Consider the following 26,161-nt stretch of genomic DNA (forward strand, 5'->3'; position numbering starts at 1 on the left):
GCGCCACGTCGGATTAGTCAGCATGGTCGCGATTGTAGGAGTCATCACCCACGTTTCCGTGCAGCGGCCCGATGGCCTGCACCAACTGTTGCCGCGCCGCCCGGCACCTCGACACGTAAGCTCGGCGAGACATGCTCACCGTCCTGTGCCTGCATGCGGTCGCTACCGCGGTGGCACCCTTGCTCGTCCGGCGCTGGGGACGGCGAGCTTTCTACCCACTGGCGTTGGTGCCCGCGGTATCGCTGATCTGGGTGGTCCGGCTCTGGCCCGGTATCGACGAAAAGTCCGTACATGTGACCTGGCTGCCCCAGCTGTCCATGGACATCACCCTGCGGTTCGACGCTCTGTCGGCGATCATGAGCGTGCTGGTGCTGGCGGTGGGCGCGCTCGTACTGCTGTACTGCGCCGAATATTTCCATCACGAAGATGGCCACACGGAGAACCGCCTGCCCAGTTTCGCCGCCGAGTTGGTGGCGTTCTCCGGTGCCATGTTCGGCTTGGTGTGCAGCGACAACATGCTGGTGCTGTACCTGTTCTGGGAACTGACCACGGTGCTGTCGTTCCTGCTGGTCGGCCACTACGCCGAGCGGGCCACCAGCCGCCGGGCCGCCACCCAGGCGCTGCTGGTCACCACCGCCGGCGGCCTGGCCATGCTGGTCGGCATCGTCATCCTGGGCACTCTGGCCGGCAGCTACGACCTGTCCCAACTCATTGTCGCCCCGCCATCGGGCACCCTGGCTGCGGTCGGCGCGGTGCTACTTCTGGTCGGCGCGCTGTCGAAGTCGGCGATCGTGCCGCTGCATTTCTGGCTGCCCGGCGCGATGGCCGCGCCGACCCCGGTCAGTGCGTACCTGCACGCCGCGGCGATGGTCAAGGCCGGCGTATATCTGATCGCACGGATGGCGCCCGGGTATGCCGACTCCCCGGGTTGGCGCCCCACGGTGGTCACGCTCGGGCTGGTGACGCTGTTGTTGGCCGGCTGGCGGGCATTGCGCGAACACGACCTCAAGTTGATCCTGGCGTACGGCACGGTCAGCCAACTCGGTTTGATCACCGTGCTCGTCGGCGCCGGCGGGGGCGACCTGATGCTGGCCGGCCTGGCGATGCTCTGTGCGCATGCGATGTTCAAAGCCGCCCTGTTCATGGTGGTCGGGGTCATCGACCACACCACCGGCACCCGCGACATCCGAAAGCTGGCCTGGCTCGGACAGCGCAGCCCGGTGCTGTTGACGATCGCGGTGACCGCGGCGGCGAGCATGGCGGCACTACCGCCGTTCCTGGGTTTCGTGGCCAAGGAGGCCGACTTCGAAACCCTCTGGCACAGCCCCACTCTGGGGACGGCTGCGCCGTACGTCCTGGGCATCGTGGCGTTCGGCTCGGTGTTCACCACCGTCTACAGCCTGCGTTTCCTGCATGGTGCGTTCGCCCGAAAGGGCCGGCCCGCACCCAGCACTCGGGTCGCCGAGATGCACCGCCCGACAGTCGGATTCCTGTTGTCACCGGCGATCCTGGCCGCGGCGGGCCTGATCTTCGGACTCCTGCCGACACCGTTGAACGACGCAATCTCCGATTACACGAGCGCTCAGCCCGGCTCCAGCGGCTACCACTTGGCTTTGTGGCACGGGGTCAACCTGCCATTGCTGCTGTCGGTCCTGGTGCTGACCACGGGTGCGGTGGCGTTCGTGGCGCGGGACCGGCTGCGCGTGTTGCGGCTGCCGTATGTTCCGCTGGGCAACGCCGACCGGATGTATGACGCGGTGATCCGCGGTGCGGATCGGTTCGCGACACGGCTGACCGCCTTCACCCAACGCGGCTCGATCCCGTCGACCCAGGCGGTGATCCTGTCCACCCTGGTGCTGTTGCCGGTGACGGTGTTGATCCTGGGTACCCGTGACCGGCCCGAATTGCGTTGGTGGCATTCACCGATTCAGGTGGTGGTCTGTGTGATCATCCTGACCGCCGCGGTGGCGGCCACCGTGCTTCGAAACCGGTTGGCGGCGGTGTTGGTCGTCGGGGTCACGGGCTACGGCTGCGGCGCGTTCTACATCTTCCACGGTGCGCCGGACCTTGCGCTGACCCAATTTCTGGTCGAGACACTGACTTTGGTGATCTTCGTGCTGGTGCTGCGCACCCTTCCGGCCGAGGCCGACGAGGCATCCATGAAGCGCCACCGGCTTCCGCGCGCGGTCATCGCGATCGCGGTCGGCGCAGGGGTCACCGCCCTCGCGGTGTATGCGATGGCCGCTCGCAGGACCCGGCCGCTGGCCGAATTACTGCCCGACGCCGCTTATGACCGCGGGCACGGCGCCAACACCGTCAACGTGCTGCTGGTCGACATCCGGGCCTGGGACACCCTCGGGGAGATCTCGGTGCTGCTGGTGGCGGCGACAGGTGTGGCGTCAATGGTGTTCCGGCACCGTCGTTTCGGTTCTGCGCCGCGGGTGCCCAAGGATCTGCAGACCACACCCAATGCGACCTGGCTACGCGGCAGCGAGATGCGCGATCCGCGCTACCGCTCACTGGTACTCGAGGTCGCGACCCGCCTGATCTTCCCGCTCATCATGGTGCTCTCGGTGTATTTCTTCTTCGCCGGGCACAACACACCCGGCGGTGGATTCGCCGGGGGTTTGACCGCAGGCCTGGCCCTCGTGCTGCGCTATCTGGCCGGTGGGCGTTACGAGTTGGGTGAGACCTTGCCGCTGGATGCGGGCAAGGTGCTGGGCACCGGACTGGCTCTGTCTGCCGGTACCGCCGCGACCTCGCTGTTGGCGGGTGCGCCGGTATTGTCCAGTGCGGTGCTGAAATTCACGCTGCCGGTGCTGGGCTCGGTGAAGGTGGTGACCGCACTGTTCTTCGACCTCGGGGTGTATCTGATCGTCGTCGGCCTGGTGTTGGATGTGCTGCGCAGCCTGGGCGCTCGGATCGACGAAGAGATCCAGGCAGGACAGGTGACTGCCCGATGACCACCTATCTGGTTCCCCTGTTGCTGATCGGTGGACTCACCAGCACCGGGGTGTATCTGCTGCTGGAACGCAACATGACCCGAATGTTGTTGGGCCTGTTGCTGATCGGCAACGCAGTCAACCTGCTGATCCTGGTCATCGGCGGCAGCGCCGGCAATCCCCCGGTGCGCGGCCGCACCAGTGCAGACCACACCGTCACCGCCGATCCACTCGCCCAGGGCATGGTGCTGACCGCGATCGTCATCACCATGGGCATGACCGCCTTCGTGCTGGCCCTGATCTACCGGTCTTACCAGTTGACCACCGCGGAAGAGGTCACCGACGACCCCGAGGACACCCGCCTCGTGCAGTTGTCCGCCTCGGACACTCCGGCCATCGACGAAGATCTTCCGGCGCAACAGATCCCCTCCGCCGACAACGATGCGCCGGCCGAGCAGGACGCCCTACCCGGCGATCTCTCGGAGCGGACGTGACCATCGACGCGGTGCTGGCGCCGCTACCCGTGTTGATCCCGCTCCTCGGTGCGGCGGTGACACTGTTCGCCGGGCGCAGACCGCGGTTGCAGCGCGCCGTCACGATGGTGGCGCTGACGGCGTTGGTGGCGGCCTGTCTCGGGCTGGCCTACCTCGCCGACCGGGACGGCACCATCGCGGTCGCCGTGGGCGGCTGGGGACAGACCGAACCGGGAATGGGTCCGCTGGGCATCGTCCTTGTGGTAGACCGGCTTTCGGCATTGATGCTGGTGGTATCGGCGGTCGTGCTGCTGGCGGTGGTGTGGTACGCCATCGGCCAGGGCATCCGGGACGGTGGGGATGATCAGCCCGTATCCATATTTCTGCCAACGTATCTGGTGTTGTCGACGGGCGTGTGCATCGCGTTCTTGGCCGGCGACCTGTTCAACCTGTTCGTCGGGTTCGAGGTGTTGTTGGCCGCCAGTTTCGTGCTGTTGACCATCGGCGCCAGCGAGGAACGGGTACGAGCCGGAATCGGTTACGTCATGGTGTCGCTGGTGTCGTCGGTGATCTTCCTGATCGGCATCGCGCTGATATATGCGGCGACCGGCACCCTGAACCTCGCCGAATTGGCCCATCGGCTCGATGTCGTCCCCTCGGGTACCCGCGCCGCGCTGTTCGCGGTGCTGTTGGTGGCCTTCGGCATCAAAGCCGCCGTGTTCCCGCTCTCGGCGTGGCTGCCCGATTCGTATCCGACTGCGCCGGCCCCGGTGACGGCCGTGTTCGCCGGCCTGCTCACCAAAGTCGGGGTGTACGCCATCATTCGGGCCCACACGCTGTTGTTCCCTGGCGGCGCACTGGACAACGTGTTGCTGGTGGCAGCGCTACTGACCATGCTGATCGGCATCTTCGGTGCGATGGCGCAGAGCGACATCAAGCGGCTGCTGTCCTTCACCCTGGTCAGTCACATCGGGTACCTGGTCTTCGGTATCGCGGTGTCCAATCGACTGGGCATGTCCGGGGCCATCTACTACGTCGCCCACCACATCGTCGTGCAAACCACCCTGTTCCTGGTGGTCGGTCTGATCGAACGGCAAGCCGGTGCGTCTACGCTGCGGCGCCTCGGCGGGTTGGCCGCAGCGAGCCCACTGCTTGCTTTCCTGTTCATCATTCCTGCGCTCAATCTCGGTGGCATTCCGCCTTTCTCGGGCTTCATCGGCAAGGTTGCGCTGTTGCAGGCGGGTACTGAAGCAGGCACCGCCGATGGTTCCGTTCTGCCCTGGGCACTGGTCGCGGGCAGCGTCGTCACCAGCTTGCTGACGTTGTACGTGATGGCCCGGGTATGGACGCAGGCGTTCTGGCGGTCCCGTGCGGACGCGCCAGAGGGCGCGCTGGCCACCGCAACTCCTGCGGTGTTGTTGGGGCCGGCGCCCGATGTCGACATCGACGATCGGGCCGACGTCGGCCGGATGCCGGTCAGCATGCTGGCTCCCACCGCGGTGCTCATCGCCGTCGGCCTGACGTTGACTGTGCTGGCCGGACCGATCTTCGGATACGCCGAGCGGGCCGCCGACCAAGTGCTCGACCGTGACCAGTACGTGTCGGCGGTGCTGAACCCATGAGGCGAATCGGGTTGCGCGCCTTGATCTTGTGCTGGCTCACCGCCGTCTGGGTGCTGCTGTGGGGCGCCGTCACCCCGGCCAATGTTCTCGGTGGCCTGGCGGTGGCATTGCTGATCACCGTGCTGCTGCCGTTGCCACCGGTGGCGGTGGAAGGCCGGCTGGATGCGCTGGCACTGCTGCGGCTTCTCGTTCAGGTGGCGTATTACCTTGTGCTGTCGTCGATTCAGGTGGCCTGGCTGGCCGTCAAGCCTGGTCCTCCGCCGCTGACCGCGGTGCTACGTGCCCGCCTCGATCTCAGGTCGGACCTGATCCTGGCCTTGGCAGTCAACGTCATCAACCTGATCCCCGGGTCGATCGTGCTGGAAATCGACCAGGATCGCCGGATGATCTACGTGCATGTGCTGGACGTCGGCTCCGACCGTGCGGTGAAACGCTTCTACCACCAGATCGCCGAAGTGGAGCGGCTGATGATTGCCTCGTTCGAGCATGGGCGTACTCACGTATGACGACCGTGTGGATCATCGCCGCCGTCATGCTGATCATTGCGGCGATACTGACGCTGTTCCGGATACTGGCCGGGCCCAGCACATTGGACCGGCTGGTCGGGCTGGACACCTTCGTCGCGGTGACCATGTGCGCCATCGGTACCTGGGCGGCGTTCAGCCTGGACACCACCGTCACCTACAGCCTCACCGCGCTGGCCCTGATCAGTTTCGTCGGCTCGGTCAGCGTGGCCCGCTTCCGCGTCCGCGACAAAGGCGAGGAACGGCCGCGATGAACGTATTCGATGTCACCGCAGCTGTTTTGGTGCTCTCCGGTTCATTGCTGGCGCTGACCGCCGCGATCGGTGTGGTTCGCTTCCCGGACACCCTGTCTCGCATGCACGCGGCCACCAAACCGCAGGTATTGGGCCTACTGCTGGTGTTGACCGGTGCTGCAGTCCGGCTGCGCGGCCAGGCCGACGTCGGCATGCTGATCCTGGCCGGCTTGTTCACTCTGATCACGGCACCCGTGGTGGCCAACCGCGTCGGCCAGATGGCTTACCGCGAACAGAGTTTCCGTGATGACCTGTTGGTCCGAGACGAATTAGAAGAGCACCCCCCGAACTGACGACGACGCCGAGAATATCGCCGAGAGCGTGGGTGCAACCGCGTTGGGCGTTGCTGCGGCCCCGCACGGCCCGCGGTCCGTCCGCCGGCCAACACTCAATCCTGGGACAGCTGGAACTCCACCATCGCCGCGACGCTTTCGACTGCCTCGGTCAAGGCCGCAAGCCGCGCCGACGCATGTGGTGCCGCCAGCACCGAGTACTTGTCCGCCTGCCCCATCGGAACCCGGGATGCCAAGCGGTACAGCCGCTTTCCGACCTCGCCCGCCGGCGGACCCAACACGAATTCCCGCTTACGCAACTGCATACCCCGTACCGAGGCCAACCGGGAGAACACCGCCATGATCTGGTCCTCGACGGCCACGACGGCGGCCTCGGGCACCGCGGGCCCTACCTCGTCCGGCCACAACTCGACCGACGCCCGCGGATACGGATCGTCGTTGTGCCACTGGAGAATCCTGATTCGCTCGGTGATCGAGCAGGCCAACCGGTAGCGGCCCACGCCGTCGGCCTCACACTGATCGATGTGCGCCAGGGCACCGACGTCGAGTCGGGCATCGCCGCCGCCGACTTCGCGGCCCGCCGAGATCAGCACCACCCCGAACGCCGGTTCGCTCGCGGCCAGGCAATCCTGCACCAGCACGCCGTACCGCGGCTCGAAGATTCGCAGCGGTAAGTCCTCACCGGGCAATCGCACGGATTCCAGCGGGAACATCGGCGTAACGGGCATGGCTACAACTCCAGTTCACCCACCAGCGAGTCGACGACCGCCAACAGATCACCGTCGTTCTCCTCGGCCACCCGTCGCTGTCGCTGATACGACCCACCGCCGGTATAGATATCCGCCACCCGAGCCAGCTCGTCGGCGCAATTCAACGAAGCCGCAACGGGTTCCAGCCGGTTCAGCAGGACCTCAAGATCGTCGGTCACCAACCGCTCGTTGCTGTCGGCATCCAGGATGATCTCCGCGTCCAGTCCGTAACGCGCTGCGCGCCATTTGTTTTCCTGCACATGCCACGGCGGCATGGTGGGCAGCTGCTCACCCGCGTCCAGTCGCCGGTCCAGATCCACCACCAGGCAGTGGGTCAGCGCCACCAAAGCGCTGAGCTCGGCAATGTTGGACACCCCGTCGAAGATCCGGATCTCCACCGTGCCGAGGTGCGGGGACGGCCTGATGTCCCACCGGATCTCGTTCATGTGATCGATGATTCCGGTCTTGCGCTGGTCGTGGACGAACCGCTCGAAGTGCGACCACTTCTGGAAATGGAACGGCAAACCGGCGGTCGGCAATTGCTGGAACATCATGGCCCGGTTGCTTGCGTACCCGGTGTCGTCACCGTCCCAGTACGGGGACGACGCCGACAGTGCCAGCAGGTGCGGGTACTGGTTCAGCAGCGAGGTGATGATCGGCATCACCTTGTGTGCAGACGAAATCCCTACGTGCACATGCACACCCCAGATCAGCATCTGCCGACCCCACCACTGGGTGCGTTTGATGAGTTCGGCGTACCGCGGCCCCTCGGTCAGCTGCTGGGTAGCCCAGTCGGCGAACGGATGGGTGCCCGCACAGAACAGCTCCATACCGCGGTCCTCGACGATGCGTTGCACCGGCCCGAGAGTCGCACGCAGGTCGTCCATGGCCTGACCCGAGTTGTCACATACCCCGGTGACGACCTCAATGGTGTTGCGGAGCAGCTCTTTATGAACATGCGGGGTCTCGCCGATCTCGGCGATGACCGCGGCGGCCTCGTTGCTCAGATCCCGGGTCTGGGCATCGACCAGGGCGAATTCCCACTCGACTCCGACGGTTGGCCGAGGCGAACCGGCGAAGTCGATACGTGGGGGGCGGGTGCCGGACTGCGCCTTACCCGGCGGAGATGACACCGCAAGCCAAGCGCTTACCGGAGTCCCCGGTGCCCATCGTGGCTTCGTCTGCGCCTGGGGCGCCACCGGCGATCTGCTGGTAACGATCCGCCGGGATGTTGCCGAAGTTGTCGGCCTTCTCGTGGATGACGATCGCGGTCTTGTTGCCGGCCAGCAGTTCTTCGGCGGTGAACGAGTCGGTGGTGGTGGTCAGCGACGCGGTGCCGTCGGCGCGGACCTGTAGCGAAGTCAGGTCACCGCTGTGCGGGTGGCCGGTACTACCCGGTGCCTGGAAATGCCCACCCGCCGAAAGGAAGTCACCGGCTGCGCCGCCGGCCGGGGCAACCGAGTTGGGTTCGCACTTGCCCACCGAGTGGATGTGCAGTCCGTGGAAGCCCGGGGCCAGCAGGCCGGGCTGGGTGGTCTTGACGTTGACCGTGGCGAAGCCTTCGGCGAAGACGAACTCGGCGGTCGCGACGGAGACACCCTCGGGGGTCTTCAGGTCGGCGACCAGCTTCTCGCCGACGACGGCGACAGCGGGACGCGCCTCACCGTGCGACTGCGCAGCACCCGGAGCGTGCTCGACACCGGTCCAGATCGGCGGCGTCGGACCCGGCCCGGCAGCAGACGGCTCATACGGCGCGCACGCGGTGGCGATGGGGGCGATGACCGCCACGGCGGCCAGGAAGCGAAGCGGAGCTGAGATCGGCATGCCGAGAGCCTAACCGGTGACCAACACGATCACGACGTCCGATGGCCGGTCAGCCAGCGCCGGAATGTCGCCGCGTGGAGCAACCGGGACACCGGTACCGAGAATCTTGGCCACCGCCTCGGCAGAGTCCTTCTGACCAGGGGCGTCGCCGAAATACACCGTGGTGGCCGGTGGTACGGGTTCGACGCTCAAGTTGTCGGTGGTCGTGACATTCCACTGGGCGTCGTGCAGTTTGTCGGTCACGGTCTTGGCTGCCCCGGCCACCTCGGAGACGTTGAACACCTCGACATTGGCCTTGGCCGCGGCCGGTGGTGTCGACGTCGTCGGCGCAGCGCTGGACGCCACGCTGCTGGAACTACCGGACGAGCTCGCGTCGGGTTTGCCATCCGAAGTCAGTGACTGGATGGCGACGAGCAGGAACACCACGCCGAGGAAGAGCAACACCATGACCATGGCGCGCAGCGGCAACCCGGACGATTCTCGCTGATTCATTGCCCCTCACTGTATCGAGGCGAGCCCACAGGGTGAAAAGCTCAGGTGATTTCGAAGCCAAGCCGGCGGGCGGCCTTGGCCTTCTGGCGGCTGGCACGCTGCCGACGCAGCCGTTTGACCAGCATGGGATCGGCAGCCAACGCCTCCGGACGGTCAACCAGTGCGTTGAGCACCTGGTAGTAACGGGTGGCCGACATCGAGAACAGTTCCTTGATGGCGTCCTCTTTGGATCCGGCGTACTTCCACCACTGCCGCTCGAACGCCAACACGTCGTGTTCTCGGCGGGTTAGACCGTCGATGAGCTCAGAGTTGTCCCCGGATTGCTCAGTCCGCGCAATAGCGCCGTCCATATCGCCCCTGGACCCCTTCTGGCTCGCCTTAGTTCCACGCATTACATCCCAAAGGGATTCGGCGCTCATTCAACCACGGCGGACCGAGTTGAGCCGGGAACGTTACCCGCGAGTCGGCTCACATAAACTTGCTCGTCATGGCCGTAAGACCGATTCGCATCGTTGGTGACCCAGTCCTGCATACCGCGACCAGTCCGGTGCCCGTGGGCGCGGATGGATCGCTGCCCGCCGACCTCGCCGAACTGATCGCCGACATGTACGAAACGATGGACGCCGCCAACGGCGTAGGCCTCGCTGCCAACCAGATCGGCGTCGGTCTGCGGGTGTTCGTCTATGACTGCGCCGACGAACGCGGCGAGACCACCCGGCGCCGCGGCGTCGTGGTCAATCCCGTGCTGGAGACCTCCGAAATCCCCGAGACCATGCCCGACCCGGAAAACGACGACGAGGGCTGCCTGTCGGTGCCCGGCGAATCGTTCCCGACCGGTCGGGCCACCTGGGCCAGAGTCACGGGTCTGGACGCCGACGGGCAGCCGGTCGAGCTGGAGGGCAACGGACTGTTCGCCCGCATGCTGCAGCACGAGACCGGTCACCTCGATGGCTTCCTGTATCTCGACCGCCTGATCGGCCGCAACGCCCGGTCCGCCAAGCGCACGGTCAAGTCCAACAAGTGGGGTGTGCCGGGCCTGAGCTGGACGCCCGGCGAGGTCGAAGACCCGTTCGGTCACTGACATGCCCTCGGTCGGCAGCCGCGTCTCGCTCCGCTACCGGGTGCCCGAAGGCCTGACCGACGTCATCGGGCACCTGGAGGCGCTGAGCCCGGTTGTGGTGGTGCGCACCAAGTCCGGTGAGCGTGTCGAACTCTCCCCCGCCGACGTGGTGTCGGTGCGTGAGTTGTCGCACACACCGGTGCGCAATTCACAGATCCGAGATCTGGAGCGCACGGCCGCACTGGCGCGGCCGGCCGCAGAGCAGCAATGGGCCGCCGGCTGGTTGCTGCGCGCCGACGTCGAAGACGCCGAACTGCGGTCTAATTCGGCTGCCCCACTGGAGTTTTCGGCTGGGCTCGGGACGCTGGCGCAGATCATCGAGTGGTACGCGGCTCGCGGGTTACCGCCCTGGTTGGACCTGCCCGAGCGCCTGCTTCCAGTGCGCGCGGCGGGCGCGCACCCTTCGCGCATGATGACGTGTGACCGACTCGCAGAGATCGACGGGCCGATCGACCCAGCTGTCGCCGTCACTGCGTCAGGCCTGGCCTACCTGCGGATACCCGAAGACGACGCGCCGAGGATCGCGCGGTTCGAATCGCTCGGCTTCCGGCTGCACCACCGGGCCCGCTACGTACTCGCGACCGACCTCGTCTGACGCGCGTACTGCCAGTGGGCCCCCGATCACCGCGTCAGAGGCCTTCACCCTGTACCGAGCGGTAAGAATTGACCAATACGTTTATTTTGGGGTGAGTGCAGCCGGGCAACGGGCCGGTCCGGGCGGCCAAGTATCGTCGTCCGGTGCACGAGAACGCGGCGATGTCGGCTGCCGAGTTGCTCGAACTCAATCGTGAAGTTCAGGGCTCCCGGGCAGTCCGATTGCTGGCCACCAACAATCTGGGCGTCTACGCCACCCTGATGGAGCGTCACCTGATCCAGGGCATGGTCGCCGAGACCGAGCTCGTGGTCCGGCTGGAACGCGATCTTGAGTCACTCGGCGAGGCCGAGCAATCCGGCCTCGCGCTGATCAAGTCGTGGGCCAGCCAGGGTTGGCTGCACCGCGTCTTGGACCACCGGACCACAACGCGCGACGTTGCCCGTAATGTCTGCTACCTGACCCAGGACGCCCGGCGCGCGCTGGACTTCGTTCGGGGTATGCGCCGTGGCGACACCATCGCCACCGGCGGCTCGATCAACGGAATCGCCGCACGATTGCGCCAGATCGCCACCCGCGCCACCGGTGACGCGGACCAGATCCGCGCCGGCATCGAGGCCGAGATCGCCGAACTGCACCGCGAGCTCGAGGCGCTCGAGGCCGGCTTGCGGCCGGAACCCGATGTCACCGACATGTACGACGAAGCCCGGGCCATTGCCCTTCAGATGGAACGCCTGATCACCGATATCGGCTTGTACGGCACCATGATTGAGCAGGCCACCGCGGCGCTCGACGACCCCATCGACACCAACATCGAGTACCGCGACCGCCAGCGCCAGATGTACTCCGACTACCAGGCGGCCTGGGACTCGGCCGGCCGCGATTCGCACCGGGCGTTTCTCCGGATGATCAACGACCCCGACCAACGCGCCGAGTTCGAGAGCGATATCGCCGCCGTCGCCTCGGCGCTGCCCGAACTCGATCCCGCGCTGCGCAAGGTCATGGCCGGGTTCTTCGAACTGATCGGGCACCAGATCGACGAAGTGGAGCGCATCCAGCAGCGGTGTGCGCAACGGGTCAAACGCTTCACCGCGTTCGGCACCATGGAGTCCAGCCGCGGGGTTGCCCGGCAGTTGGGGGACGCCATCGCCGCGGCCCGGGCCTTGTTGAAGGAGTCGCTGACCGATTCCCGGCTGGACCTGGAGGTGCCGTTGGCCCGGCACGCGATCAGCTCGATCGGGGCGCTGAGCTTCAAGATCGGCGACCTGTCCGCACCCAAACCGGCGGTCGCCGCCCAGGGTGATGTGGACCTGTCCAGCTTCGCCGCGCTGACCACCCAGGTTGACGCACCGGCGATGTCCGATCTGGTTAATTCTGTTGTCGCACAACGCCCAGTGTCATTGCCGGAAGCCGTGTCACTGCTGCAGTCGCCATACCTGGGGCACGTCATCGTGCTCTGGTCCTGGGCACTCAAGCAGCCCGCATCCAGTGCTGCCGGAGAGTCCGCCGTGGTCCGATTCCGTTCACTCGACGGTCGCGACCGTGAGATGGAGGTCCCGAATCTGATATTCACCGAGCCGGTGCTGGGAGCCGCACAGTGACCGAAACACCAGAAGTACCAGTCGATTTCGCATCACTACCGGAGGTCGACAGCAGCAGCCGCGCCCCGCAGCAGCGGCGTCCACGGTTCGACGGCGATGTCAGCGCCCTGCCCGACCGGGCCTGCTGGGCGCTGCAACACCTGCTGACCCGGCGCTACATCAGCAGCGAGTCCGACCCGGACATCTACAGCTGGATCCTGGAGTACCGTGCGGACCTGTCGGTGCGGTTGTCCGAACTGGACTTGCAACTGCGCATCTCCCAGAGCGTCGACATCGCCTTCATCGAGCAGGCCCGGTACGAATCGGCCAAGGGCATCAAGCTGCTCCGCCGCGAGCCACTGGGTACCTACGACTCGATCCTGGCACTGCACCTGGCCCAGATGATGCGCGCCGGGGGCGACCAGAATTTCCTGATCACGCGCGACGAGATACACGGCCTGTTCGCCGGGGTCCTCAACGAAACCGACCGGGATACGGTGACTTTCACCGCGCGCGTCGACGCGGCCATAGCCCGGCTGGCCGGGCTGGACATCCTGCGCCGCAGCCGCGACGACGAGGACAGCTACACCGTCAGCCCCGTCATCACCGCGGTGATGACGGCGTCGGTCATCACCGAACTTCAACAGCAGTTCGAACAACTCACAGGAACCGGCGGAGGTGCGGACGATGCCGCCTGAACAGTTTCATCTGTCCCGGTTGCAGATCATCAACTGGGGTGTGTTCGACGGCTACCACTCCATTCCTTTCAGCGCGGGTGGCTCGTTGGTCGCCGGCGCCTCCGGCAGCGGCAAATCATCTCTGCTGGACGCGATTTCGCTCGGCTTCCTGCCGTTCAACCGGCGCAACTTCAACGCCTCCGGCGACAACACCGCAGCCGGTTCCAGTGCCGGCCGGCGCACCGTCGACAAGTACGTCCGCGGCGCTTGGGGGCAGCGCAGCGAGGCCGGCAGCAGCCAGGTGATGTACCTGCGCGGCGACGGCACCACCTGGTCCGCGGTGGCGGTCACCTACACCAGCAACACCGGCCGGACCATCACCGGCCTGGTACTCAAATGGCTTACCGGAGAATCACGTTCAGACTCCTCCAGCCGGTTCGTCATCGGTGACGGCGACCTCGACATCGAGGACGTGTGCAACCGCTGGGCGGCGGGCCGGTTCGACACTGGCGTTTTCAAGGACGTCCGGGGCGAGCGAAGCGACGGGAAAGACGCCCGAGGCGAGCGAAGCGACGGGAAAAGCGTCCGTGGCGAGCGAAGCGACGGGAAATATAACGGCTGGCGGTTCACCACCAAGGTCGAATCGCAGTACCTGGCCCAGCTGTATGCCTCGATCGGCATCCGCGCCTCTGAAGCCGCCCAGCAGCTGCTGGGCAAGGCCAAGTCCCTGAAAAGCGTTGGTGGTCTGGAGCAATTTGTCCGGGAGTTCATGCTCGACGAACCCGACAGCCTGGCTCGGCTGCCCGAGGCGCTCAAGCAGATCGACCCGCTGGTGGAGGCCCGCGAACTGCTGGCGGTAGCCCAGCGCAAGCGCAAGATCCTCGGTGACATCGAGGCGATCCAGATCCGGTACGCCGCCGAGTCGACCGACCTGGGCATCATCGACCTGGTGGACCTGCCGATGGTCCGTACCTACACCGATCACGTCCGGTTGCGCCAGTGCCCGGCCGAAGTCTCGACGCTGGACACCACCATTGATCAGCTGGAGAACGAGCACGGCGATCTGACCCGGCAGTTGAATCTGGCCAAGGCCGAAGGTGATTCGCTCAACGCGCAGATCAGCGGTGCCTCGGCGAACGTCGGGCCGCTGCAGGCTCAGGTGACCGCCGCAGAGTCGCAGGCCGACGACGTGGCTCGTCGCCGCAGCGGCTACGAGGAGATGGTCGCTGCCCAGGGCTTCGAAATACCCGACACCGCCGATGAATTCTGGAATCTGCGTGAGGAGCTGACCCGGCAGGCCACCGATATGCTTGGCAAACTCGAGTGGGGCCGAGAGGCCTCCACCGACGCCGAGTACGCGCAGAAGTCGGCCCGTATCCTGCGCGACAACGCCGCCAAGGAACTCAAACGCGTCGAGCACGTCGGCTCGGCGTTGCCGGAGTTCGCGGTGACCATGCGTGAGCAGATCTGCGCGGCAGTCGGTCTGGATTCGGCTGAACTGCCCTATGTGGCCGAGCTTTTCGACCTGCAACCAGATCAGCACCGGTGGCGCGTCGCGGTGGAGAAGGTGCTGCGCGGCGTGGGTCTGCGGCTCCTGGTGCCCGATCAGCACTACGCCAAGGTGCTGCGATTCGTCAACGAGACCAACATGCGGGGCCGGTTGGCACTGCACCATGTCCGACCAGGCGCCTCGGGTCGAGAGGCCGAGTCGAACACGTTGGCGGGCAAGCTGTTCCAGGTCAATCCTCGCCACGCATGTGCGGCCGAGGCCGCCGATATCGTGGCCGCGGCCGGTGACCACATCTGCGTGGACACCCCGGATGTCTTCGTCCGCTTCCGGCGCGCGGTGACCGACACCGGTCTGTACAAGGACTCCGAACGCCTGGCCGTCAAGGACGATCGCCGCCCGATCAAGCCGTCGGAGTACATCTACCAAGGCGATATCGGCGCCAAGCTCGACGCCCTGCACACCGAATTGACCGAAGCCGAAGAGGCCTTCGCCAAGGCCCGCAAGGCCGCCGATGAGATTGCCGCGAGGCGGCAGCAGTGGCGCGACCGGGCCACTGCGTGCAAGGCGATCTACGAGCAGTTTCCCCAGTGGAGCCAGATCGACATCGACACCGCCGAGGGCCATGCCGACCGCCTGCGCGAACAGTACGAACTGCTGTTGGCCGACCACCCCGACATCGAGGCATTGAGCGCCAGGGCCGAGGAATGCTGGGTCGACATCCAGACGCTGATGACCCGGCGCGGGGCCATCGCCACCCGGCGTGACGACTTGGACAGCCGGCGTACTCGGTTACTGGATCTGCAGGAGCGACTCGCACCGCCGGAAATGTCCGAACACGCAACAGATCTGTTGCGGCGCTATGCATCCGAAATTCCCGTCCCGTTGGAGCTGCTCAACCCTGAACCGCATCGCGAAGCTCTGTTCACCGCGATCCGCCGGGAGCGCGACCAACTCACCGAGAGTCGCCGACGCTCGTACGAGGAACTGACCCGCATCGTCACGACGTTCGACACCTCGTTCCCGGATGCCATTCCCAATGACTCGGATGACTTCGACGAACGGATCTACGACTACGTCGCGGTGTGCCGGCACATCGACGAGCGGGAGCTTCCCGACGCGTACGACCGGATGATGCGCCTGATCACCGAGCAGGCGCCGGATGCGATCCTGACCCTGCACCGGGTGGCCGAACAGGAGACCCGCCGGATCAGCGAGCAGATCGACCGGGTCAACACCGGTTTGGGCGCAGTCGAATTCAACCGTGGTACCCGGCTGACTCTGCGCGCCAACCCCCGCAGCCTGGCCGCAGTGTCCGAGCTGACCGACATCGTCAAGGCCATCTCCCGACGCATCGCCGAGGTCGGCCTGGGCGACAAGAAAGCCATCCTGGACCAGTACGCCGACATCCTTCGGCTACGAAACCGGTTGGCCAGCAATGCTCCCGAGGATCGGGCCTGGACCCGCGATGCGCTCGACGTGCGCAATCGCTTCACCTTCGACTGCGCCGAGTGGGATGTGGCGGTCGGCGAGCTGATCCGCACCCACAGCAATGCCGGCGACAACTCGGGCGGCGAGCAGGAGAAGCTGATGGCCTTCTGTCTGGCCGGCGCGCTGAGCTTCAACCTGGCCAACCCGGACGCGACATCATCGTCGGCTGACGCCGAGGGCGACGCCAACAAGCCGGTTTTCGCCCAGCTGATGCTCGACGAGGCGTTCTCCAAGTCGGACCCGCAGTTCGCCTCTCAGGCACTGCAGGCGTTCCGTAAGTTCGGCTTCCAGCTCGTCATCGTGGCCACGGTGCAGAACGCCACCACCATCCAGCCGTATATCGACGGGGTGGTCATGGTGTCCAAGTCCGAGGCCACCGGCCGTAATGCCCGTCCGGTCGCCAGCGTGGCCACCAAGACCATCACCGATTTCACCGCCCTGCGTCGGGACCTGAAGGTCCCCGAGCCGGTCTGACGAGGAGCCCCATGCGTATCGCTACTTGGAACGTCAACTCCATCCGCACCCGCGTCGACCGGGTCACCGACTGGCTGTCGCGCGCTGACGTCGACGTGCTGGCCATGCAGGAAACCAAATGCAAGGACGACCAGTTCCCGACGATGCCGTTCGCGGCGCTGGGTTACGAGATCGCCCATGTCGGGTTCAGCCAGTGGAATGGCGTGGCGATCGCCTCCCGCGTCGGCTTGGACGACGTGCAGATCGGCTTCGATGGTCAACCGCAGTGGCAGGAGGTCGACGAGGCCCGCGCCATCGGCGCGACGTGCGGCGGGGTGCGGGTGTGGAGCCTGTACGTCCCGAACGGCCGCACCCTGGACGACCCGCACCTGCCCTACAAGCTCAAGTGGCTTGCCGCCCTGCGTGATACCGCTTCGGGCTGGCTGGCCGACGACCCGTCGCTGCCCCTGGCACTGGTGGGTGACTGGAATATCGCGCCGACCGACGAAGACGTGTGGGACATGGCGGAGTTCCAGGACTCGACGCATGTCTCCGAGCCCGAGCGCGCCGCGTTCCGGGCGATGAACGACGCCGGCTTCGTCGACGTGGTGCGCCCCTTCACTCCGGGGCCGGGTGTCTACACCTACTGGGACTACACCCAACTACGCTTCCCCAAGAAGCAGGGTATGCGCATCGATTTCGTGCTCGGCTCACCGGAATTCGCGGCCCGGGTCACGCACGGCGAGATCGTCCGCGAAGAACGTAAGGGCAAGCAGCCCAGCGATCACGCACCGGTACTGGTGGAGTTGGGACAGTGACCGCCGTTGTCAACGCCGTCGAGCCGACCAGTCGGCGCGCCCGAATCATCCACTTCATTGCGCGACTCCTGTTGGCCCGCATACTCATCCGTACGCTGACCACAGCGGGATATGAGTCCACATCGGCACGGATCGAGCAGCTGGGACGCCGCGTCAACAAGATTGCCCGGCTGCAACGTCTCCAGCCGCTGCGAAAATTCCGGTTGACCACTTCCACGTGGAACGGTCTGCGCGTCGAGACAGTGGCGGTGCGCGAGCTGCCCGCATCGACCGAGGCCGGGGTCATCCTGTACTTCCATGGCGGCGGTTTCGTCCTCGGCGATCTGAACACTCACATCCGTGCCGTCGCGACCCTGGCGCAAGTCACGCGATTGCCGGTGGTGCACATCGAGTATCGGCAGTACCCCGAGGTCGATCTAGAGACGTCCGTCGCCGATTGTCTTGGCGCATACCGCGAGTTGCTCGGCCAGGGCGTCGATCCGGCCAAGGTCATCATCGCCGGCGACTCGGCCGGCGGGTTCTTGGCCTTCGCCACCGCGCAGCGCGCCCCGCAGCACGGACTTCCCACCCCCGCTGGAGTGGTCGGCATCTCGCCCTTGCTGGAATTGGACAACGTCGCGCGCCGCGCACATCTGAACGCCCGGACGGACGTGTTCGGGATCGCTACCGCGATGCCCGTCATCACCGAACGCGTTTGCCCCACAACGGATCTGATTGCCAGGCTGGAGCCCGTGTCGGGACCGATGGACACCATGCCGCCGTCGCTGATCGTGGTGTCCGCGTCAGAGGCGCTGTTGTGCGACGCCGAACGGATGCAGGAGCGGCTTGACCAAGCAGGCCGCAGGTGCGACGTCGTAGCCTGGCCCAGTCAACTCCACGCATTTCCCGCCATATTTCCCCGGCTACCCGAAAGCCGCCGAGCATTTGCGCGGATGGCGAGTTTCATCGCCGAATGCCTTTCCGGCACAGCCACCGACGTGCCGCCGAGCAAGATCGCCTAGTCCCGGCCGGCCAGGAGCTGCTCGGTCGTCTCGACGAGCGCTTGCTCAACCCGCCGTAGCGGCAGTTCGGACCGGGTCGCCTGGGCCACGATGATGGCGCCCTCCACTGCGGCGACGGTCAGCGTCGCCTGGCGCGCGGCGTCATCGGTTGACAACCCTGCGGTTTCGAGCCCGGCCGCGATGCGACGTTCCCAATCGAGGAAGGCGGCACCGGCGGCGTCGGCCGCGGCGGGTGCCTCCGTCCGGCCGAGAGCGGCTGCGACGATCGGACATCCGACCGCGAAGTCACCAGTGGTCAGATTCGTTATCCACATTTCGACGAAAGCCCGAACCGCCCCGACCGGACCCCGTTCGTCGAGCAGTACGTCGATGCCATCGGCCAGCGCGGTCCCCGCCATCACGGTCGCGTCGGCCACCAGCTCGGCCTTGCCCCCGGGGAAGTTCAGGTAGAGCGATCGGCGCGCGGCGCCGCTGCGCTCAAGCAGTTGGCTGAGTCCGGTTCCGGCAACACCTTGCCGCCGGACCAGATCGATGGCTGTGACGAGGAGCCGATCCCGGGCAGTCATGTGATGCATCTCCCTGTCTTACGGCATTGTTTGCATACCAATCGGTCTACTAGCGTCTGCCATCAATAGTAGACCGAACGGTGTAGTTCGGGTCTCGAATCGAGGGGGGCTCGAGAGTGGGGCACAACAGTACGTTTTTCGCCGCTACCAGCCGTTTCTGCGCCAGATGGGCCTGGCTGGTCATCGGCTTCTGGGTAGCCCTGACGGGCCTTCTCAACGTCGGCATCCCCCAGTTGGAGCAGACCGTCGCCGCTCACTCCGCGCCGTTCATGCCGGCCAACATCCAGGCCGCACAGACCTTGCGAGAGATGTCCGACGCCTTCGGGGTCCCGCAGTCGTCCGCGATCGGAAGCGTGGTGCTGGTCGACGAAAGCGGGATCAGCACCGCGGACGAAGCCCTTTACCGCAACGTCGTCGCCACTCTGCAACGCGACAGCGCGAACGTGGCCTACGTACTGGACACCTACGACAATCCGCAATTGCGCGGCATTGCACTCAGTCCCGACCACAAGGCCATCAATCTGGTGGTGGCCGGTACCGGTGACGTCGGGTCCACGCGAGCCCATCAGAACACCCTCGCGATCCGTGAGGCGATCAAAGCACTGCCGAAACCGCCCGGCGTCGAGGTCTACCTGACCGGTCCGTCGCCCACGTTGGCAGATCTGTTCAGCGCCATGGACTTCTCGCTGTTGATCATCACAGTGGTCAGCGTTCTGCTCATCACGCTGGTACTGCTCGTCGTCTACCGATCGCTGGCGACGGCGATGATTCCGCTGTTGACCATCGGCATCGCCCTCGGCGTGGCCCGCCCGATCGTCTCGTTGCTCGGCATGACCGGCACCCTGACCGTCTCGAACTTCACCATCGCCCTGATGACCGCGATGCTGCTCGGCGCCGCCACTGACTACGCCATCTTCATCCTGTCGGGCTATCACGAAGCCCGACGCAGCCAACTCCCCGTCGGCGATTCGATAGCCCAAGCCGGACAGCGTGTTTCGGGAATCCTGGTGGCGTCGATGCTGACCATCGCCGCAGCGGCCACGGCGATGGGCTTCACCCAGCTCGGCATGTTCAAAGCTGCGGGCCCGCCCATCGCCATCGCCATCGTGGTCGGCTTGGCGGTATCGATGTCACTGCCCTACGCGCTGCTGTCGATCCTGGGTAGGCTCGGTCTGGCCGAACCCCGCCAGCTGAACGACCGACGTTGGCGCCGAATCGGATCCACGATGATCCGTCGGTCCGGGGTGCTGGTCACCGCGTCGCTCGCGGTTCTGCTGGGCACCGCAACAGTCCTGACCACGTTCCGGGTCAACTTCGACGAGAACGCCATGCAGCTCGACCGCACCGAGAGTGCCGCCGGCTACGAAAAGACCTACGCCCATTGGGGCGTCAACGAGGCCGCCCCCGAGTACCTGATCGTCACCGCGAATCACGACATGCGCAACACCGACGACCTCGCGGCGCTCGACCGCGTCGCAGGCCGGATCGCCGCAATGCCCGAAGTCGCGTACGTCCGGTCGATGACGCGTCCCGACGGAAAGCAGTTGCCCCAAACCACCATTGGCTATCAGGCTGGGGTTCTGGCGGACCGCCTCGGCGATGCCCGCAAGCAGGTGTCCGACGCCGCGCCCGACATCCATCGATTAGGTGTGGGTACCACTGCGCTCCGCGACGGCGCCGCCGCCGCGGCCACCCAGGTACCCCAATTGGCTTCCGGCATAAGGCAGGTCACCGGTCTGGCCCATCAGATGCTCGACAGCTATCAGGCAGCCGGCGCCGGACTCTCCACGCTCACCGACGGAACCGTGGACGTCCGTTCGGCGTTGGCCGATCTCAGTTCCTCTGCCGGATTACTCGATATGGCGTTGCAGGCGATCGACGGCAACGCCCAGGTCGCCGACGCCGGTCGGGTGGTGAGTTCCACGCTGGGCTCAGCACTGGCCCCGCAACCCGGGCCGGATTGCCTGGCCAACCCGGTATGCAGCAGAGCACGTTCGGACCTGGCCGACCTCGACGCGATCTCCGATGGCGCGGTCAGCCGGACATTGCTGCAGGCGCAGCGGCTCACCGCGATCCCCCAAGTGACCGTCGACAAGGTCAGGGCCGCGGAGCCGTCAATCCGAGATGCGTTGGCCAAGCTGCAGAGCCTGGCCTCGACTCTGCCCGGCGGGTCTCCGGCTCAAGCCAAGACCCAACTCACAGAACTGGTGCGCGGTGCCGACCGCCTCAATGCCGGGATCACTCAACTTGCCGCCGGACTCGATCAGGTCAAGGGCGGGGTGGACCGCGTGGTCGACATGTCCGGCCGGCTCACCGACGGACTCGGCCAGGCCTCGGACTACCTGACCACATTGAGCTCGCACACCGCGGGCGGTCCGGCCTCCGGTTTCTACCTTCCGCCCCAGGGATTTTCGGATCCGGCATTCCGGTCAGCCCAGAATCTTCTGTTCTCCCCCGACGGCAAGACCGCGCGCATGCTGGTCATCTGGAAGATCAATCCGTACAGCGCCGAGGCTTTGGACACCACCCGCACACTGCCTGTCGCGGCTACCCAGGCTGCGTTCGGAACTTCTTTGCAGGGCGCCCGTTTCGCCACCACCGGCCTGGCTTCGCTCTCCGCAGACATGCGCGACCAGGTATGGCACGACTTCGCGGTCTACGGCGTCGTGGCCATCCTGGGTGTGCTGCTGGTGCTGATTGCGTTGTTGCGCAGCATCGCGGCACCGGTGTTCATGGTCGCAGTGGTGACCGTGTCGTTCGCCGCCGCGTCCGGATTCAGTGTCCTGGTGTGGCAGCACATCATCGGTGTCGATGTGGACTGGTCGGTGTTCCCGGTGTCGTTCATGGCCCTCATCGCCGTGGGCGCCGACTACAGCATGTTGTTCGCTGCACGCATCCGCGACGAGTCGGGCGACGGCATGATCCGCGGAATCATCCGCAGCTTCGGCAGCACCGGGAGCGTGATCACCACGGCCGGCATCGTTTTCGCGCTCACGATGTTCGCGTTGATGAGTGGGCGGGTGATCAACCTGCTGCAGATCGGGTTCACCGTCGGCGTGGGCCTGCTGATCGACATCACCTTAGTGCGCACCGTGCTGGTACCGGCCGCCATGGCCCTGATCGGGAACCGCATCTGGTGGCCGAGCAAGCCGGCCCCGACGGCCGACCGCCATTGAGCCGTTATGGTACGCCGGTGCCGCTCACCCGAGGGTCACCAACAAGGTTGTCAGGGATTGCTTTTCGTGCACCGGGTCGGGATGGCTTGACCTGATCGACTTGAGCACCGCGTCGATCTGCCCATCGAGCACCGACCAGGTGTCCGGCGCGGCCGGTTGCAACCTGGCTTGATCGTCGTCCCACACCGATTCCAGATCCCTGATGCGCGCCCTCGCGCCCGATTGGTCACCGGCGTCGACCTTGGTCAAGGTGTCCTGGACGATGGTCCGAAATTGTGCCAGGTCGGGGGCCGGAATGGTCGATGCGACCTGCCCGGGGTGCAGTGCCGCGGATGCCGTTGGGACAGCGGGCAATTCGTCCTCACCGGCGACCCCGACCGGCCGGTGGGGCTGGCTGGCCGCCCAGCCCAGTAGCCCGGCCGCGGCCAGCATCACCACGGCGTAGTACCCGACCGAGACCGCAGTGGGCACCGTCCGCCTCACCCCGCCGTGATCGTCCGGTGCCCGGTTCACGTCGATGACATCAGCGTGGGAAATCGTGAGGTAGCCGACGGCACCCGCGATGGCGGCCAGGAATATCACGCTCGTCACGCCGTAGCCCAGCCCGAGCCCGTGATCGGTTGTGGGCGAGGCGAACCAGTCCCCGAGGTTGGCACCCAGCGGCCTGGTCAAAACGTAGGCGACCCAGAATGACAGCACGGCATTCACCCCGGCGCGCCAGCCGATGGCGACCACTACGATCAGCCCGACGGGCAGCAGCACCGCCACGCCCGGACCCCATCCGGTGAGCGCCAGTGTCCAGTCACCGGCGGCGGTGCCCAACGCGAAAGTCACCAACACCGCCAGCCAGTAAAACAATTCGCGGGGCAGCGTGATGATGCTGTGTATCGACAGCGTGCGCTCTCGCGCGAACCACACCCCGAACACCACCGCCAGCACGCCGGCGAAGACACCCGTACTCAACGCCAACGGCACACCGAACTTGTCGGTGAGGACGTCGGTGTACAGGGTGCCGGTCACGCTGAGCACCACGACAGTCAGCCAATACACCAGCGGCAGGTAGCGACCGACCGCCAGCTGAACCCCCAGCGTCACGGCCAGAACCACGGTGAAGATCAACGTCGTTCTGCCCAGGCCGACGCCCAGCCCGGTGTTCACCCAGTCCGCGAAGCTCTCCCCGACCGTGGTGCACAGCACCTTGATGAGCCAGAACCAGACGGTGACCTCGGGCACCTTGCTCAGGGTCACGCGCCGCGCGCGGGTCCGGGACTCAATGGCACTGGTCATGCTTACCCACGCTAAATACCAGTTCCTGAACCAACGCTGAGGAACTCCTTCGCCGATCGGGCACACTGCAGTGGACGGCAACGACGTGCGGGAGGTCGAGTGAAGGTTCTTCTGGTCGAGGATGAACCGGGTCTGTCGACGGCACTGTCGGCTGGTCTGAGGGCGGACGGCTTTGTGGTGGTCACCGCTGCTGACGGCCTCGAGGGACTGCACGAAGCGACGTCCAACTCGTACGACGTGGTGGTGCTCGACATCATGCTGCCCGGGCTCAGCGGCTACGAGGTGCTCAGACAGCTTCGGTCACGGCACATTTGGACTCCGGTGCTGATGCTCACGGCCAAGGACGGTGAGTACGACCAGACCGATGCCTTCGACCTGGGTGCCGATGACTATCTGACCAAACCGTTTTCGTATCTGGTGTTGGTTGCGCGGCTGCGGGCACTGATCAGGCGCGGCGCACCCGAGCGACCCGTGGTTCTCACCGCGGGGACGTTGTCACTCGATCCGTCCCGGCGCGAAGTGGTTCGCGGAGACACTTCGATCACGTTGACGCCACGCGAGTTCGGGGTGCTCGAGTTTCTGATGCGCCACAAGGACACCGTGGTATCCAAGGCTGACATCTTGAGCAGCGTGTGGGACGTGCACTATTCGGGTCCGGACAACGTGGTCGAAGTGTACGTCGGGTATCTGCGCCGTAAGATCGATATCCCGTTCAGCACCAACACTATTGAGACCGTGCGCGGGGTCGGTTACCGGCTATTGCCCTGACGGCAGCCGCACCCGCACCTCGGTGCCTCCCCCGGTCCGTTCCCCGATGCCGACGCTTCCACCATGCGCCGACACGATCTCCGCGACGATCGACAGCCCGAGTCCGGTGCCGCCGCCGCTACGGGAACGTGCGGAGTCCAACCGGACGAACCGGTCGAACACCCGGTCCCGGTCGGCGGCAGGTATTCCGGGACCGTCATCGCTGACCAGCAATTCCGCGGTGCCGTCGAGGCTGCGTACCGAAACCTCGACCGTCGAACGGGCATGCCGGTCGGCGTTGTCCAGCAGGTTGCGCAGTACCCGGGTCATGGCTCCGGTATTGCCGACCATCCGGGTGGGCAGCAGGTCGGCACGCACAGTGTGCGCGGATTCCCGCCGTAGTCGGGCGATTTCGTCCTCGGCCAGCACGTCCAGATCGGTATCCTCGGCACGCAGCGTCAATCCGCGCTCGTCGGCCCGCGCCAGCAAGAGCAAATCCTCGACGAGCGCCTGCATGCGGTACGCCTCGGGGATCAGCGCACCGGTGGTCAGTTCCGAATCCAGGAGTTCGGGATGCTCCTTTCCGACCTCCAATGCCGAAATGATCGCCGCCAGAGGGCTTCTCAGCTCGTGCGACGCGTCGCCGACGAATCGGCGCTGCGCGGTATGGCCGGCCTCGATGCGGCTCAGCATCTCGTTCATGGTTGACGCCAGCGCCGAGATCTCGTCGCGGTGCGGTGGTACCGGGACGCGCTCGCTGAGATCCGAGGTCGAGATGTCGGAGACCCGAACGCGGATCGCTTCCACCGACCGTAGTGAGCGTTTCATCAACCAGTAGCTGACCAGAGCGGCCGCGGCGATGATGATCGGTGCGGCCGCACCGAGAAGCAGCGCAACGGTTTTCAGCGTCGACTCGACAGACTCGATGCCGCCGGCGGCCAGTATCGTGTAGTCGCCCGCAGGGGTGCGAGTGCGCTGACCGCTGATCCGCATGTCGGTGTCTGCGCCGTCGACGGCGATCCCGGCGCGCACCACGGTCCCGATATCGGCGACGGGGACCAGCGGCGTGTCGGGGGTATCGGGCGATCGACGCAGCACTTTCCCGGCATGGTCGATCACCTGGACCGCGACCACTCTCTGATCGGTGACGAACAACGAACCGTCCAGGTCATTGACCGCGTCGTCCCGCAGCGCCGACACCACGTCCTCGACCCGGTCCGCGGCGGCGTCATCCACCCCCCGCAACAGCGTGGTGTTCAGCACGGCGAGCAGCCCAGCGGACGCGATCAGCAGCGCGATGAGTACCACCGAGGCCGACAGCACGGCCGACCGCGCAGCAATTCCCCAATGCCGTGGCCGGGGCCATCCCTCACTGCTCATGACTGTGGACTGTAGGACCACGATCCTTGTCTCACGATCAATCGGCCCCTTGGCGATTTCTCAGCGCGCACTCGCCACACTGCACTTCGGCCGCTCAACGACGATATCGAGCCGGCTCCACGGGAAGGCGAGAAAAGACAATGCAGGCGATGGTTCGACGTGGCATGAATTTGCGGTCCCGGATTGTCCAGCGTGCCAATGCCAAGTCCTTTGGTCTGATCCTCGGCGGTGCAGCGCTCGCGATTTCGATGCCGATGTCCGTTGCTCACGATGGCGCCGGTACCGGCAACAAGGTGAACAAGGTGACCGTGGCGAAGAACGCGATAAACGCGACCGAGAATTATCTGTTTCCGACACCATCGCCGATAGTGCGATCCGGTGGCTCCGATTCAGGCATGACCACCAAACCGACGACAGGTTCCTAGCAACCAATTTCGCCATGGCGGAATTGATGCCGACCAAATATTTACCGATTGCGTTTGCTGGACTACTAATCGAGAACCTATTAGACAGAACAGCGACCACCTTCGAGAGCGATCTGATTTTGCTAAAAT

At 65.6% G+C, this 26,161-nt stretch carries 24 protein-coding genes; 16 read left to right on the forward strand and 8 right to left on the reverse strand.

Going from position 1 to position 26,161, the window contains the following annotated elements; genetic code table 11:
• The first annotated feature begins 131 nt into the window (after window positions 1-131).
• From ABIA30_RS10090 to mnhG, 6 genes are read left to right on the forward strand one after another with little or no spacing between them, the layout of a single operon-like run.
• Window positions 132-2,963 carry a Na+/H+ antiporter subunit A gene (locus tag ABIA30_RS10090; protein ID WP_370064664.1) on the forward strand — a complete coding sequence of 944 codons (2,832 nt, stop codon included), beginning with the start codon at window positions 132-134 and terminating at the stop codon, window positions 2,961-2,963.
• The gene (locus ABIA30_RS10095) at window positions 2,960-3,436 is read left to right on the forward strand and encodes a Na(+)/H(+) antiporter subunit C (protein WP_370064666.1); all 477 of its coding nucleotides are present in this window, start codon (window positions 2,960-2,962) and stop codon (window positions 3,434-3,436) included. The genes ABIA30_RS10090 and ABIA30_RS10095 overlap by 4 nt, the downstream gene beginning before the upstream one ends.
• Window positions 3,433-5,037: a Na+/H+ antiporter subunit D gene (locus tag ABIA30_RS10100; protein ID WP_370064668.1), complete on the forward strand. Its 1,605-nt coding sequence runs from the start codon at window positions 3,433-3,435 to the stop codon at window positions 5,035-5,037. The genes ABIA30_RS10095 and ABIA30_RS10100 overlap by 4 nt, the downstream gene beginning before the upstream one ends.
• Entirely contained in the window at window positions 5,034-5,543 is a 510-nt protein-coding gene (locus ABIA30_RS10105) for a Na+/H+ antiporter subunit E (RefSeq protein ID WP_370064670.1), read from the forward strand. Before ABIA30_RS10100 ends, ABIA30_RS10105 begins: the two co-directional genes overlap by 4 nt.
• Entirely contained in the window at window positions 5,540-5,815 is a 276-nt protein-coding gene (locus tag ABIA30_RS10110; RefSeq protein WP_370064672.1) for a monovalent cation/H+ antiporter complex subunit F, read from the forward strand. The genes ABIA30_RS10105 and ABIA30_RS10110 overlap by 4 nt, the downstream gene beginning before the upstream one ends.
• A complete protein-coding gene (gene mnhG / locus ABIA30_RS10115; protein ID WP_370064674.1) occupies window positions 5,812-6,147 on the forward strand; it encodes a monovalent cation/H(+) antiporter subunit G in 336 nt (111 codons plus the stop codon). Before ABIA30_RS10110 ends, mnhG begins: the two co-directional genes overlap by 4 nt.
• Window positions 6,148-6,242: 95 nt before the next feature.
• On the opposite strand, the gene ABIA30_RS10120 is transcribed toward mnhG, so the two are convergent.
• From ABIA30_RS10120 to ABIA30_RS10140, 5 genes are read right to left on the reverse strand one after another with little or no spacing between them, the layout of a single operon-like run.
• Window positions 6,243-6,875 carry an LON peptidase substrate-binding domain-containing protein gene (locus ABIA30_RS10120; RefSeq protein WP_370064676.1) on the reverse strand — a complete coding sequence of 211 codons (633 nt, stop codon included), beginning with the start codon at window positions 6,873-6,875 and terminating at the stop codon, window positions 6,243-6,245.
• Between the two features lie 2 nt (window positions 6,876-6,877).
• Window positions 6,878-8,029, reverse strand: coding sequence for a glutamate--cysteine ligase (locus ABIA30_RS10125; protein ID WP_370064678.1), 1,152 nt, complete (start codon window positions 8,027-8,029; stop codon window positions 6,878-6,880).
• Window positions 8,010-8,720 carry a superoxide dismutase family protein gene (locus ABIA30_RS10130; RefSeq protein WP_370064680.1) on the reverse strand — a complete coding sequence of 237 codons (711 nt, stop codon included), beginning with the start codon at window positions 8,718-8,720 and terminating at the stop codon, window positions 8,010-8,012. The genes ABIA30_RS10125 and ABIA30_RS10130 overlap by 20 nt, the downstream gene beginning before the upstream one ends.
• Before the next feature lie 9 nt (window positions 8,721-8,729).
• The gene (locus ABIA30_RS10135) at window positions 8,730-9,212 is read right to left on the reverse strand and encodes a LytR C-terminal domain-containing protein (protein WP_370064682.1); all 483 of its coding nucleotides are present in this window, start codon (window positions 9,210-9,212) and stop codon (window positions 8,730-8,732) included.
• A 41-nt stretch (window positions 9,213-9,253) separates the two neighbouring features.
• Window positions 9,254-9,562 (reverse strand): DUF3263 domain-containing protein, encoded by a 309-nt coding sequence (locus ABIA30_RS10140; protein WP_370064684.1) that lies wholly within the window; start codon window positions 9,560-9,562, stop codon window positions 9,254-9,256.
• 137 nt (window positions 9,563-9,699) lie between these two features.
• Here ABIA30_RS10140 and ABIA30_RS10145 point away from each other — a divergent pair, with 137 nt between their 5' ends.
• From ABIA30_RS10145 to ABIA30_RS10175, 7 genes are all read left to right on the forward strand, one after another.
• Complete coding sequence (locus ABIA30_RS10145) at window positions 9,700-10,293, forward strand: peptide deformylase (protein ID WP_370064686.1); 594 nt, start codon at window positions 9,700-9,702, stop codon at window positions 10,291-10,293.
• A gap of 1 nt (window position 10,294) precedes the next feature.
• The gene (locus ABIA30_RS10150; protein ID WP_370064688.1) at window positions 10,295-10,927 is read left to right on the forward strand and encodes a hypothetical protein; all 633 of its coding nucleotides are present in this window, start codon (window positions 10,295-10,297) and stop codon (window positions 10,925-10,927) included.
• 161 nt (window positions 10,928-11,088) lie between these two features.
• Window positions 11,089-12,525, forward strand: a complete 1,437-nt coding sequence (locus ABIA30_RS10155; protein ID WP_370065497.1) for a DUF3375 domain-containing protein — start codon at window positions 11,089-11,091, stop codon at window positions 12,523-12,525.
• A complete protein-coding gene (locus ABIA30_RS10160; protein WP_370064690.1) occupies window positions 12,522-13,202 on the forward strand; it encodes a DUF4194 domain-containing protein in 681 nt (226 codons plus the stop codon). The genes ABIA30_RS10155 and ABIA30_RS10160 overlap by 4 nt, the downstream gene beginning before the upstream one ends.
• Window positions 13,192-16,653 carry an ATP-binding protein gene (locus tag ABIA30_RS10165; protein WP_370064692.1) on the forward strand — a complete coding sequence of 1,154 codons (3,462 nt, stop codon included), beginning with the start codon at window positions 13,192-13,194 and terminating at the stop codon, window positions 16,651-16,653. The genes ABIA30_RS10160 and ABIA30_RS10165 overlap by 11 nt, the downstream gene beginning before the upstream one ends.
• 11 nt (window positions 16,654-16,664) lie before the next feature.
• Window positions 16,665-17,450 (forward strand): exodeoxyribonuclease III, encoded by a 786-nt coding sequence (locus ABIA30_RS10170; protein ID WP_370064694.1) that lies wholly within the window; start codon window positions 16,665-16,667, stop codon window positions 17,448-17,450.
• Window positions 17,447-18,451: an alpha/beta hydrolase gene (locus ABIA30_RS10175; RefSeq protein WP_370064696.1), complete on the forward strand. Its 1,005-nt coding sequence runs from the start codon at window positions 17,447-17,449 to the stop codon at window positions 18,449-18,451. The genes ABIA30_RS10170 and ABIA30_RS10175 overlap by 4 nt, the downstream gene beginning before the upstream one ends.
• Here ABIA30_RS10175 and ABIA30_RS10180 read toward each other — a convergent pair.
• Window positions 18,448-19,017 carry a TetR/AcrR family transcriptional regulator gene (locus ABIA30_RS10180; protein WP_370064698.1) on the reverse strand — a complete coding sequence of 190 codons (570 nt, stop codon included), beginning with the start codon at window positions 19,015-19,017 and terminating at the stop codon, window positions 18,448-18,450. The genes ABIA30_RS10175 and ABIA30_RS10180 overlap by 4 nt on opposite strands.
• A 116-nt stretch (window positions 19,018-19,133) precedes the next feature.
• Between ABIA30_RS10180 and ABIA30_RS10185 the strand changes: the two genes are divergently transcribed.
• The gene (locus ABIA30_RS10185; RefSeq protein WP_370064700.1) at window positions 19,134-22,193 is read left to right on the forward strand and encodes an MMPL family transporter; all 3,060 of its coding nucleotides are present in this window, start codon (window positions 19,134-19,136) and stop codon (window positions 22,191-22,193) included.
• A gap of 24 nt (window positions 22,194-22,217) precedes the next feature.
• On the opposite strand, the gene ABIA30_RS10190 is transcribed toward ABIA30_RS10185, so the two are convergent.
• Window positions 22,218-23,480 carry a hypothetical protein gene (locus ABIA30_RS10190; protein WP_370064702.1) on the reverse strand — a complete coding sequence of 421 codons (1,263 nt, stop codon included), beginning with the start codon at window positions 23,478-23,480 and terminating at the stop codon, window positions 22,218-22,220.
• Window positions 23,481-23,579: 99 nt separating this feature from the next.
• Here ABIA30_RS10190 and ABIA30_RS10195 point away from each other — a divergent pair, with 99 nt between their 5' ends.
• Window positions 23,580-24,248: a response regulator transcription factor gene (locus ABIA30_RS10195; RefSeq protein ID WP_370064704.1), complete on the forward strand. Its 669-nt coding sequence runs from the start codon at window positions 23,580-23,582 to the stop codon at window positions 24,246-24,248.
• Here the strand turns inward: ABIA30_RS10195 and ABIA30_RS10200 are convergent.
• Entirely contained in the window at window positions 24,237-25,607 is a 1,371-nt protein-coding gene (locus ABIA30_RS10200; RefSeq protein ID WP_370064706.1) for an ATP-binding protein, read from the reverse strand. The two genes, ABIA30_RS10195 and ABIA30_RS10200, sit on opposite strands and share 12 nt — an antisense overlap.
• A 140-nt stretch (window positions 25,608-25,747) precedes the next feature.
• Between ABIA30_RS10200 and ABIA30_RS10205 the strand changes: the two genes are divergently transcribed.
• Complete coding sequence (locus ABIA30_RS10205; RefSeq protein ID WP_370064708.1) at window positions 25,748-26,032, forward strand: hypothetical protein; 285 nt, start codon at window positions 25,748-25,750, stop codon at window positions 26,030-26,032.
• The last annotated feature ends 129 nt before the right edge of the window (window positions 26,033-26,161 follow it).

Origin of the sequence: Mycobacterium sp. MAA66 (genome assembly GCF_041261665.1) — a bacterium.
Lineage (GTDB): Bacteria > Actinomycetota > Actinomycetes > Mycobacteriales > Mycobacteriaceae > Mycobacterium.